Annotated in this window: 11 protein-coding genes; 2 read left to right on the forward strand and 9 right to left on the reverse strand. The window is 67.0% G+C overall.

Annotated features, from left to right (window positions below):
- The 9 genes from EQG76_RS17370 to ffh form a co-directional block, all read right to left on the reverse strand.
- Window positions 1–802: aspartate-semialdehyde dehydrogenase (locus tag EQG76_RS17370; RefSeq protein ID WP_159715653.1), on the reverse strand; the 802-nt coding region annotated here is incomplete at its 3' end.
- A gap of 64 nt (window positions 803–866) precedes the next feature.
- Entirely contained in the window at window positions 867–1,976 is a 1,110-nt protein-coding gene (leuB, locus tag EQG76_RS17375) for a 3-isopropylmalate dehydrogenase (RefSeq protein ID WP_159715654.1), read from the reverse strand.
- A gap of 250 nt (window positions 1,977–2,226) precedes the next feature.
- Window positions 2,227–2,856, reverse strand: coding sequence for a 3-isopropylmalate dehydratase small subunit (gene leuD / locus EQG76_RS17380; RefSeq protein ID WP_159715655.1), 630 nt, complete (start codon window positions 2,854–2,856; stop codon window positions 2,227–2,229).
- An 11-nt stretch (window positions 2,857–2,867) separates the two neighbouring features.
- Window positions 2,868–4,277, reverse strand: coding sequence for a 3-isopropylmalate dehydratase large subunit (gene leuC / locus EQG76_RS17385; RefSeq protein ID WP_159715656.1), 1,410 nt, complete (start codon window positions 4,275–4,277; stop codon window positions 2,868–2,870).
- A gap of 32 nt (window positions 4,278–4,309) precedes the next feature.
- Window positions 4,310–4,711, reverse strand: coding sequence for a 50S ribosomal protein L19 (gene rplS / locus EQG76_RS17390; RefSeq protein ID WP_159715657.1), 402 nt, complete (start codon window positions 4,709–4,711; stop codon window positions 4,310–4,312).
- Between the two features lie 3 nt (window positions 4,712–4,714).
- Window positions 4,715–5,428 carry a tRNA (guanosine(37)-N1)-methyltransferase TrmD gene (trmD, locus tag EQG76_RS17395; RefSeq protein ID WP_159715658.1) on the reverse strand — a complete coding sequence of 238 codons (714 nt, stop codon included), beginning with the start codon at window positions 5,426–5,428 and terminating at the stop codon, window positions 4,715–4,717.
- Window positions 5,428–5,943, reverse strand: a complete 516-nt coding sequence (rimM, locus tag EQG76_RS17400; RefSeq protein ID WP_159715659.1) for a ribosome maturation factor RimM — start codon at window positions 5,941–5,943, stop codon at window positions 5,428–5,430. Before rimM ends, trmD begins: the two co-directional genes overlap by 1 nt.
- A gap of 97 nt (window positions 5,944–6,040) precedes the next feature.
- Window positions 6,041–6,379 (reverse strand): 30S ribosomal protein S16, encoded by a 339-nt coding sequence (rpsP, locus tag EQG76_RS17405; protein WP_159715660.1) that lies wholly within the window; start codon window positions 6,377–6,379, stop codon window positions 6,041–6,043.
- 55 nt (window positions 6,380–6,434) lie between these two features.
- The gene (ffh, locus tag EQG76_RS17410) at window positions 6,435–7,805 is read right to left on the reverse strand and encodes a signal recognition particle protein (protein ID WP_159715661.1); all 1,371 of its coding nucleotides are present in this window, start codon (window positions 7,803–7,805) and stop codon (window positions 6,435–6,437) included.
- A 186-nt stretch (window positions 7,806–7,991) separates the two neighbouring features.
- Here ffh and dapF point away from each other — a divergent pair, with 186 nt between their 5' ends.
- Both dapF and EQG76_RS17420 read left to right on the forward strand, forming a co-directional pair.
- Window positions 7,992–8,825, forward strand: coding sequence for a diaminopimelate epimerase (gene dapF / locus EQG76_RS17415; protein ID WP_159715662.1), 834 nt, complete (start codon window positions 7,992–7,994; stop codon window positions 8,823–8,825).
- The coding region (locus EQG76_RS17420) for a radical SAM protein (RefSeq protein ID WP_159715663.1) at window positions 8,822–9,541 on the forward strand (720 nt) is incomplete at its 3' end. The genes dapF and EQG76_RS17420, both read left to right, overlap by 4 nt.

The raw sequence follows: 9,541 nt of genomic DNA on the forward strand, positions 1-9,541 counted from the left end.
AGTTCATCAGCGCCTCGCGGGCCTCTTCCAGGTCGATCGGGCTCTCGAACTCGACGTTGATGGCTTCCGAATGGCCGATGAAGACGGGGACGCGGACGCAGGTCGCCACCACCTCGATGGCCGGGTCGAGGATCTTCTTGGTCTCGACCTTCATCTTCCACTCTTCCTTGGTGGAACCGTCATCCATGAACTTGTCGATCTGGGGGATGACGTTGAAGGCGATGGGCTTCTGGAAGACCGTGGGCTTCTTGTTCAGGTCGTTCATGTAGACGGCCTTGGTGTGCTCGAAGAGCTCGTCCATGCCCTTCTGGCCGGCACCCGAGACCGACTGGTAGGTGGACACCACCACCCGCTTGATCTGGGCGAGATCGTGCAGGGGCTTGAGCGCCATCACCATCTGGATGGTGGAGCAGTTCGGGTTGGCGATGATGTTGCGGGTGCGGGCGTATTGCAGCGCCTCGCGGTTGACCTCTGGCACCACCAGCGGGACGTCCGGGTCCATGCGGAAATGGCTGGTGTTGTCGATGACCATGCAGCCGGCCTGGGCGGCACGCGGCGCGTGGACGGCGGAAACCGCACCGCCCGGTGAGAACAGGGCCAGGTCGAAGCCGGAGAAGTCGAAGTCCTCCAGCGACTTGACGGCCAGCTCGTCGTCCTCGCCATAGCTGACCTGCTTGCCGACCGACTTGCTGGAGGCAAGGGCCACCACCTCGTCGGCGGGGAATTCCCGCTCGGCCAGGATGTTCAGGATCTCGTGGCCGACCGCACCCGTGGCGCCGGCGACTGCTACTCGAAAGCCCATGAGCGTCTCCTTCCTGGAGGTCCGGGCGCCCGCCAGGGCCCCGGGACGCCCATGAAAACTGGAATCAGGTCGAGCGCTTGGTGAGCGCGGTCAGGATCTTGGTGCCCATCTCGGCGGTGCCAATGGTGGTCATGCCGTCCTGCGCGATGTCCGCGGTCCGGTAGCCCTCATTCAGCACGTCGGCGATGGCGGCCTCGATCAGGCCAGCCTCGACATCACGATCGAAGCTGTACTTCAGCAGCATGGCGAAGCTCATCAGCGCCGCGATCGGGTTGGCCATGTCCTTGCCGGCAATGTCCGGGGCGGAGCCATGGATCGGCTCGTACATGGCCTTGCGCTTGCCGCTCGTGGCATCGGGCGCGCCCAGCGCTGCCGAAGGCAGCATGCCCAGCGAACCAGTCGCCATGGCGGCGGCATCCGACAGGATGTCGCCGAACAGGTTGTCGGTGACGATCACGTCGAACTGCTTGGGCCGGCGGATGAGCTGCATGGCGCAGTTGTCGGCGTACATGTGCGAGAGCTGGACGTCGGCATATTCGCGGGCATGCAGCTCGGTGACCAACTGGCGCCACAGCACGCCGGTGTGCATGACGTTGGCCTTCTCGACCGAGGTCACGCTGTTGTTGCGCTTGCGGGCCAGCTCGAAGCCGACCCGGGCGATCCGCTCGATCTCCGCCGTGGTGTAGACCTGGGTGTCGACGCCGCGCTTCTGGCCGGCGCCCAGATCCTCGATGCCGCGCGGCTCGCCGAAATAGACGCCGCCGGTCAGCTCGCGCAGAATCAGGATGTCCAGGCCGCGCACCAGCTCGGGCTTGAGCGTGGAAGCTTCCACCAGGGCGTCGAACACGATCGCCGGGCGCAGGTTGGCGAACAGCTCCAGCTGCTTGCGCAGCTTCAGGATCGCCTGCTCGGGCTTCAGGTGGAACGGGTTGGTGTCATACTTGTGGACACCGACCGCGCCGAACATCACCGCGTCGACCGCCTGGGCCTTGGCCAGCACCGCCTCGGTGATCGGCTCGCCATGGACGTCCAGGGACGCGCCGCCGACCAGGTCCTCCTGCAGCTCAAAGCTCAGGCCCTTGCTGCCGAGGAAGTCGATCACCCGCCGGACGACCGCCATCACCTCCGGCCCGATGCCGTCGCCAGGGAGGAAGAGGATCGAGCCGGTGGTCATCGTCGCTTTCTCGGGTTCGTTTCGTACGGCGTGCGCGAGAGGTGCTCGGGTCCATTCAACGAATCACGTCACGAAGCGCAAGCTGCTAGTGACCTAATTCATTGATGTTACTCGTACCTTTGCCTCTCTCGGGTTCGTTTGTGTAGATTCGCTCGTTTCCGTCACCCCGGCCGGAAGCCGAAGGGACCAACGGCAGAAGATCTCATGCGGTCGATCCCCCGGTCAAGCAGGGGGTGACGGGCAGGGAAGCTCAGGCGCCAGCACCCGCGGAGTAGAGCCAGGGGGCCTGGGCCTGCTGCTTTGCCACAAAGGCCTGGATCTTGTCGGCCTTCTGCATGGTCAGGCCGATGTCGTCGAGGCCTTCCAGTAGGCATTCGCGGTTGAACGGGTCGATCTTGAACGAGATCGGCTCGTTGCCGGTGGGCCGCAGAATCAGGTTCTGCTCCAGGTCGACGGTGAAGGTCGGGTCCGGGGCGTTCTGGGCTTCCGCCATCAGCGCGTCGATCGTCTCCTGGGGGAGGCGGATCGGCAGGATGCCGTTCTTGAAGCAGTTGTTGTGGAAGATGTCGGCGAAGCTGGGCGCGATCACGCAGCGGATGCCGAAATCGGCCAGCGCCCACGGAGCATGCTCGCGCGACGAGCCGCAGCCGAAATTCTCGCCGGCGATCAGGATCTGCGCCTGGCGGTATTTCGGCTGGTTCAGCACGAAGTCCGGCACTTCCTGACCGTCCTGGGTGTAGCGCATCTCGTCGAACAGGTTCTTGCCGAGACCGGTCCGCTTGATGGTCTTCAGGAACTGCTTGGGGATGATCATGTCGGTGTCGACGTTGATCATCGGCAGGGGTGCGGCGATGCCGGTCAGCTTGGTGAAGGGGACCATGGCGTTCTTCCTCAGGCGACCAGCTTGCGGACGTCGGTCAGCTTGCCGGTGACGGCAGCTGCGGCGGCCATCTCGGGCGAGAGCAGGTGGGTACGGCCCTGGCGGCCCTGGCGGCCCTCGAAGTTGCGGTTGCTGGTGGACGCACAGCGCTCCTTGGGGGAGAGCTGGTCGGGGTTCATGCCGAGGCACATGGAGCAGCCGGCCTCACGCCACTCGAAGCCGGCGTCCTTGAAGATCTTGTCCAGGCCTTCCTGCTCCGCCTGGTAGCGGACGAGGCCGGAGCCCGGGACGACCATGGCCTGCACGTTGGCGGCGATCTTCTTGCCGGCGATCACCTTGGCGGCGGCGCGCAGGTCCTCGATCCGGCCGTTGGTGCAGGAGCCCAAGAACACCTTGTCCAGGACGATCTCTTCCACCGGCATGCCAGGCGTCAGGCCCATATAGTCCAGGGCGCGCTCCATGGCGCGGCGCTGGGCCTCGTCCTTGGCGTTCTTCGGGTCCGGCACCCGGCCGGTGATGCCGACTACGTCCTGGGGCGAGGTGCCCCAGGTGACCTGCGGCTCGATCTCCTCGGCCTTGAGCAGGACCTCGGCGTCGTAGGTAGCACCCTCGTCGGAGACCAGCGTGCGCCACCAGGCGACCGCCTTCTCCCAGTCCTCGCCCTTGGGCGCCATCGGGCGGCCCTTCAGGTAGGCCCAGGTCTTCTCGTCGGGGGCGATCAGACCGGCGCGGGCACCGCCCTCGATCGACATGTTGCACACGGTCATCCGGCCTTCCATCGACAGGCCGCGGATCACCGAGCCGGCATACTCGACCACATAGCCGGTGCCGCCGGCCGTGCCGATCTTGCCGATGATGGCCAGGATCACGTCCTTAGCGGTCACGCCGAAGGGCAGGGTGCCCTCCACCGAGATCCGCATGGTCTTCGGACGCTTCTGAATGAGAGTCTGGGTCGCCAGCACATGCTCGACCTCGGACGTCCCGATGCCGAACGCCAGCGCGCCGAAGGCGCCGTGGGTGGAAGTGTGGCTGTCGCCGCAGACGATGGTCGTGCCGGGCAGGGTGAAACCCTGTTCCGGCCCGATCACATGGACGATGCCCTGGCGCCGGTCGCGCATGCCGAACAGCTGGACGCCGAACTCGCGGCAGTTTTCCTCCAGGGTCTGGACCTGGATGCGCGAGGTCTCGTCCTCGATCGGCCGGGAGCGGTCGGTCGTGGGCACGTTGTGGTCGGGAACGGCCAGGGTCGCTTCCGGGCGCAGCACCTTGCGGCCCGAGGCGCGAAGACCCTCGAAGGCCTGGGGGCTGGTCACCTCGTGGACGAGGTGCCGGTCGATGTAGAGGAGGCTGGTGCCATCCTCCGCCACGTCGACCAGATGGCTTTCCCAGATCTTCTCGAAGAGGGTTTTCGGCCCGCTCATCTTTCCGTTCCCGATTTCACTTTGAACTGGCTTCAGGCCTTGTCGGCCGAGGCCTTCTTGGCGGTGTCCATGCGGCGCTCGGTGATGCGCGCCGCCTTGCCGGTGCGGCCACGCAGGTAATAGAGCTTCGCGCGCCGCACCTTACCACGACGCACCACCTCGATGGAGGCGATCCGCGGGCTGTAGAGCGGGAAGACGCGCTCCACGCCCTCGCCATAGGAGATCTTGCGCACGGTGAACGCGCTGTTCACGCCGCGATTGCGCCTGGCGATGCATACGCCCTCGAAGGCCTGCACGCGCTCGCGGGTGCCCTCGATGACCTTGACGTTGACACGCAGCGTGTCGCCGGCGCCGAACTCGGGGATCGGCTGGCCGCCACGGCCTTCGATGGCCTCGTCCCGCTGTTCCTTGTCGAGCTGTGCGATGAGATCCATGGATCAGTTTCCTTCGAGGTGGAGTTCGACGTTCTTGGCCCCGATCAGGTCGGGGCGACGTGAGGCGGTGATGGCTTTCGCCTGGTCCTTCCGCCAATCCCTGATCCGGGCATGGTGCCCGGACAAGAGAATCTCAGGTACCGGCCGGCCTTCCCAGACCGCCGGTCTTGTATAATGGGGATATTCGAGGAGTCCGTCCTCGAAACTTTCCTCAGCTAACGATGAGGCGGAGCCCAGCACGCCGGGCAGGAGGCGGACCACCGCATCGAGCAGGAGGAAGGCGGCGAGCTCGCCGCCGGACAGGACGAAATCGCCGATCGAGACCTCGTCCAGGCCGCGGGCCTCGATCACGCGCTGGTCCACGCCCTCGTAGCGGCCGCACAGCAGGACCATGCCCGGGCCTTTCGCCAGCCGGCGCGCATCGGCCTGGACGAAGCGGCGGCCGCGTGGGGTCAGGTAGATCCTGGGGCGCGGGTCACCCGGCGGTGCGGCGGCATCGATGGCAGAGGCGATCACGTCCGGGCGCATCACCATGCCGGCCCCGCCGCCGAACGGCGTATCGTCGACCGACTGGTGGCGATCATGGGTGAAGCTGCGGGGGTTGACCGTGCCCAGCGACCAGTCGCCCCGCTCCAGCGCCTTGCCCGTCAGGGACTGGCCTAGAGGACCTGGGAACATCTCGGGGAAGATGGTGACGACCGAGGCGACGAACGTCATCACTCGACCTCCACCGGTGGGTCGATCACGACCCGGCGGCCCTGGAGGTCGACCACCGGCACCACCGCCCTGGTGAAGGGGAAGTCGCGCAGGCTGCCGTCTGCCGCCCGCACTTCCAGGATGTCGCCGGCACCGAAGTCCTGCACGCTCACGATCTCGCCGAGCTTCTGCCCATCCGGGGTCTCGGCGGTCAGGCCGATCAGATCCTCGTGGTAGAACTCGTCTTCTTCGGGTGCCGGCAGCATGCTGCGCGGAACGTACAGGGCCACACCGCGCAGCCGTTCGGCGGCGTTGCGGTCGGTGATGCCCTCGGCCTTCACGATCAGGCCGTTATCCAGGACGGTGACGATCTCGATGCGAAAGAGCCGGTTGCCGTCGGCATCGTGGAGCGGGCCGTAGGCCGCGGCGTTCTCGGGCTGCTCGGTGAAGGTCTTGAGCTTCAGATGACCGCGCACGCCATGGGCCGTCGCCACGGCGGCGACGCAGACCATGCGCTCGGCGGCATCTGCGGCCATCGACCCCATCCCCAGCAGGTCCGGGCTGGCGCCCGGCCCTGAACGGCAAGCAGGCCGGCCCAGCCGGGCCGGCCCATCCTCATCGAACCGGACCGGCTCAGGCGGCGGCTTCGGCCTCGGCCTTGGCCTTCTTCTCGGCGATCTCAGCGGCGCGCTTGCCGGTGCCGCGATGCACGGTGGCACCCGGCAGGATGCCGGCCTTGTCCAGGAAGCGGGCGACGCGGTCGGTCGGCAGGGCGCCAACGGACAGCCAGTGCTTGATTCGCTCCTCGTTCAGGACCAGGCGGTTCGGATCCTCAGTCGAGCGGATCGGGTCATAGGAGCCCAGACGCTCCAGGAAGCGGCCGTCGCGCGGCGAGCGGCTGCTGGCGGCCACGATTTTGTAGTAGGGGCGCTTCTTCGCGCCGGCGCGGGCGAGGCGGATCTTCACCGACATGATACGACTTTCCAAAGGTTCGACGATTGAGCGGAGGGAAACAGAAGAGGAAGACCTACATCCGGGGCAGCATTCCCGGCGGGATCATGCCCTTGGGCAGCTTGCCAATCAGGTTCTGCAGGCCGCCCATCTTCTTCATCTGCTTCATCATGTCCTGCATCTGGCGATGCTGCTTCAGGAGCTGGTTGACGTCCTGGACGGTGGTGCCGGAGCCCTTGGCGATGCGCCGCTTGCGCGAGGCGTTGAGCTTGTCGGGTTCGCGCCGCTCCAGGGGCGTCATGCTGTCGATGATCGCCGCCTGACGGATGAACACCCGCTCGTCGACCTTCTTCTCGTCCAGCTGCTTCTTGATCTTCTGCACGCCCGGCAGGGCCGACAGCATGCCCTGCATGCCGCCCATCTTCTTCATCTGCACGAGCTGCGCGCGGTAGTCCGCCAGGTCGAAGCGGCCCTTCTGGACCTTCTTCGCCAGCTTCTCGGCTTCCTCGCGGTCGATGTTCTCGACCGCCTTCTCGACCAGGCTGACCACGTCGCCCATGTCGAGGATGCGGCCGGCGACCCGCTCGGCGACGAACGGCTCCAGCTGGTCCAGCTTCTCGCCGACACCTACGAACTTGATCGGCTTGCCGGTGATCTGGCGCATCGACAGCGCCGCACCGCCGCGGGCATCGCCGTCCATGCGGGTGAGCACGATGCCGTCGACGCCGATCTCGTCGTTGAAGGCCCGGGCGACGTCCACCGCGGTCTGGCCGGTCAGCCCGTCGGCCACCAGCAGGGTTTCCTGCGGCTCGGCCAGCAGCTTGACCTCGGCCAACTCGTCCATGAGCTGATCGTCGATCTGCAGGCGGCCGGCCGTGTCCAGGATGACGACGTCGTAGCCTTCCCGGTGCGCGGTATCGAGGGCCCGCTGGGTGATCTCGACCGGCTTCTGACCCGGTACGATCGGCAGGTGGCCGGTGCCGGTCTGCTCGGCCAGCACCTGGAGCTGCTTCTGCGCGGCCGGACGCTGCACGTCGAGCGAGGCCAGGAGGACCTTCTTGCGCTCGCGGTTCTTCAGCCTGAGCGCCAGCTTGCCCGAGGTCGTGGTCTTGCCCGAGCCCTGCAGGCCGCACATCAGGATGACGGAGGGCGGCGAGCCCAGGTCGAGGCCGACATGCTCAGTGCCGCCCAGCAGCTCGATCAGCCGGTCGTTGACGATCTTGACGATCTGCTGGCCGGGCGTGATCGAGCGGATCACCTCCTGGCCGATCGCGCGTTCCTTGATGCCGGCGACGAACTCTTTCACCACCGGCAGCGCGACGTCGGCCTCCAGCAACGCCACGCGGATCTCGCGCAGCGCCTCGGCGACATCGGCTTCGGAGAGCGCGCCACGCCGGCGTAGCCGGTCGAACACGCCACCGAGGCGGGTGGTCAGGTTCTCGAACATCTTCCCGGTCGTTTCCGCATGCTCCGGGCCACGGATGGCATTTCCGGACATGACAGCGTATAGAAGGACGCCCCCGCGAGACGGGCCCGCGAAGCGCGGCTCTCTTGAGCATCATGGCACCGGGATGTCAAGGAATCGCGGTTCCACCGTTGCGCGGCGGCGGATGATCTGCAATCAGGCCGCACCATGACCACCGTGCCGTTCACCAAGATGCATGGGCTGGGCAACGATTTCGTCCTCCTGGACGAGCGTCGCAACCCCACCCCGCTCGATTCCGCCTGGATTGCCCGCCTCGCCGACCGCCATCGCGGCATCGGCTTCGACCAGCTCGTCGTGATCGATGCCGATCCGGAGCTGGACGTGCATGTCCGCTTCTTCAACGCGGATGGCAGCGAGTCCGGGGCGTGCGGCAATGCCTCGCGCTGCGTGGCCAAGCTGATCCACAGCGAGACCGGCCGGGACCGGATCTGGATGCGCACCTCACGTGGCATCCTGGAGGCGGTGCGCGACGGCCAGCTCTGGACGGTCGACATGGGCCGGCCGCGCCTGGCCTGGGACGAGATCCCGCTCACCCATGACTGCGACACCGAGGCAGTGCCGGTAGACGTGGCGGGGCTGCCCAGGCCGTTCGCGGTGAGCATGGGCAATCCCCATGCGGTGTTCGTGGTCGACCATCTGGAAAGCCTGGACGTGGCCGGGATGGGCTCGATGCTGGAGCGCGACCCGATGTTCCCCGAGCGTGCCAACATCGGCTTCGTCCAGGTGCTGGACCGCCAGAACGTGCGCCTGCGCGTGTTCGAGCGCGGGGTCGGGCTGACGCTGGCCTGCGGCAGCGGGACGTGCGCCGCGATGGTGGCGCTGGTGAAGAAGGGGCTGGTCGACGGCCGGGTGACGTTCCAGCTGGACGGCGGCGAGCTCGTGCTGGCCTGGGACGGGATGAGCGGCGTGCGGATGACCGGACCCGCCGCCATCGTGTTCACCGGCGAGATCAGCGCCGAGTACCTGCCGGGCGACGCATGAGCGCCATCGACGTCCTGACCTTCGGCTGCCGGCTGAACAGCTTCGAATCCGAGGTGATGCGCCGCCATGCCGAGGAGGCCGGCCTGTCCGATCTGGTAATCGTCCATTCCTGCACGGTGACGGCCGAGGCCGAGCGCCAGGTCCGCCAGGCGGTGCGCCGGGCCAGGCGCGAGCAGCCGGGCAAGCGGATCGTGGTGACCGGCTGTGCCGTGCAGGTGGATCCTGCCAAGTGGACCGGCATGGCCGAGGTCGACCATGTGGTCGGCAACGAGGACAAGCTGAAGCCGCTCACCTGGACGAACCTCGCCGGCGACGGGCCGGAGCGGGTCCGGGTCGGCGACATCATGGCGGTCAAGGCGATGGCCGGGCATCTGGTGCCGGGCTTCGACGGGCGGAGCCGTGCCTTCCTCCAGGTGCAGAACGGCTGCGACCATCGCTGTACCTTCTGCATCATCCCCTATGGCCGGGGTCCCTCCCGCTCGGTGCCGGTCCAGGACGTGGTGGCGCAGACCCGGCTCCTGGTGGAGCAGGGCTATCGCGAGCTGGTGGTGACCGGGGTCGACATCACCTCCTACGGCAAGGACCTGGGCGATGCCCCCACCCTGGGCGGGCTGCTCAAGGCGGTGCTGCGCCAAGTGCCGGAGCTGCCGCGCCTGCGCCTGTCCTCGATCGACCCGGCCGAGATCGACGGCGACCTGCTGGAGCTGATCGAGGGC

Source organism: Geminicoccus flavidas (assembly GCF_009806515.1).
Classification (GTDB): Bacteria; Pseudomonadota; Alphaproteobacteria; order Geminicoccales; family Geminicoccaceae; genus Geminicoccus; species Geminicoccus flavidus.

Coding starts and splice junctions, on each gene's coding strand:
- rpsP (WP_159715660.1), bottom strand. CDS start 6,379: ATGTCGGTGAAGATCCGCCTCGCCCGCGCCGGCGCGAAGAAGCGCCCC.
- leuC (WP_159715656.1), bottom strand. CDS start 4,277: ATGAGCGGGCCGAAAACCCTCTTCGAGAAGATCTGGGAAAGCCATCTG.
- dapF (WP_159715662.1), top strand. CDS start 7,992: ATGACCACCGTGCCGTTCACCAAGATGCATGGGCTGGGCAACGATTTC.
- rimM (WP_159715659.1), bottom strand. CDS start 5,943: ATGGCCGCAGATGCCGCCGAGCGCATGGTCTGCGTCGCCGCCGTGGCG.
- trmD (WP_159715658.1), bottom strand. CDS start 5,428: ATGACGTTCGTCGCCTCGGTCGTCACCATCTTCCCCGAGATGTTCCCA.
- leuD (WP_159715655.1), bottom strand. CDS start 2,856: ATGGTCCCCTTCACCAAGCTGACCGGCATCGCCGCACCCCTGCCGATG.
- leuB (WP_159715654.1), bottom strand. CDS start 1,976: ATGACCACCGGCTCGATCCTCTTCCTCCCTGGCGACGGCATCGGGCCG.
- ffh (WP_159715661.1), bottom strand. CDS start 7,805: ATGTTCGAGAACCTGACCACCCGCCTCGGTGGCGTGTTCGACCGGCTA.
- rplS (WP_159715657.1), bottom strand. CDS start 4,711: ATGGATCTCATCGCACAGCTCGACAAGGAACAGCGGGACGAGGCCATC.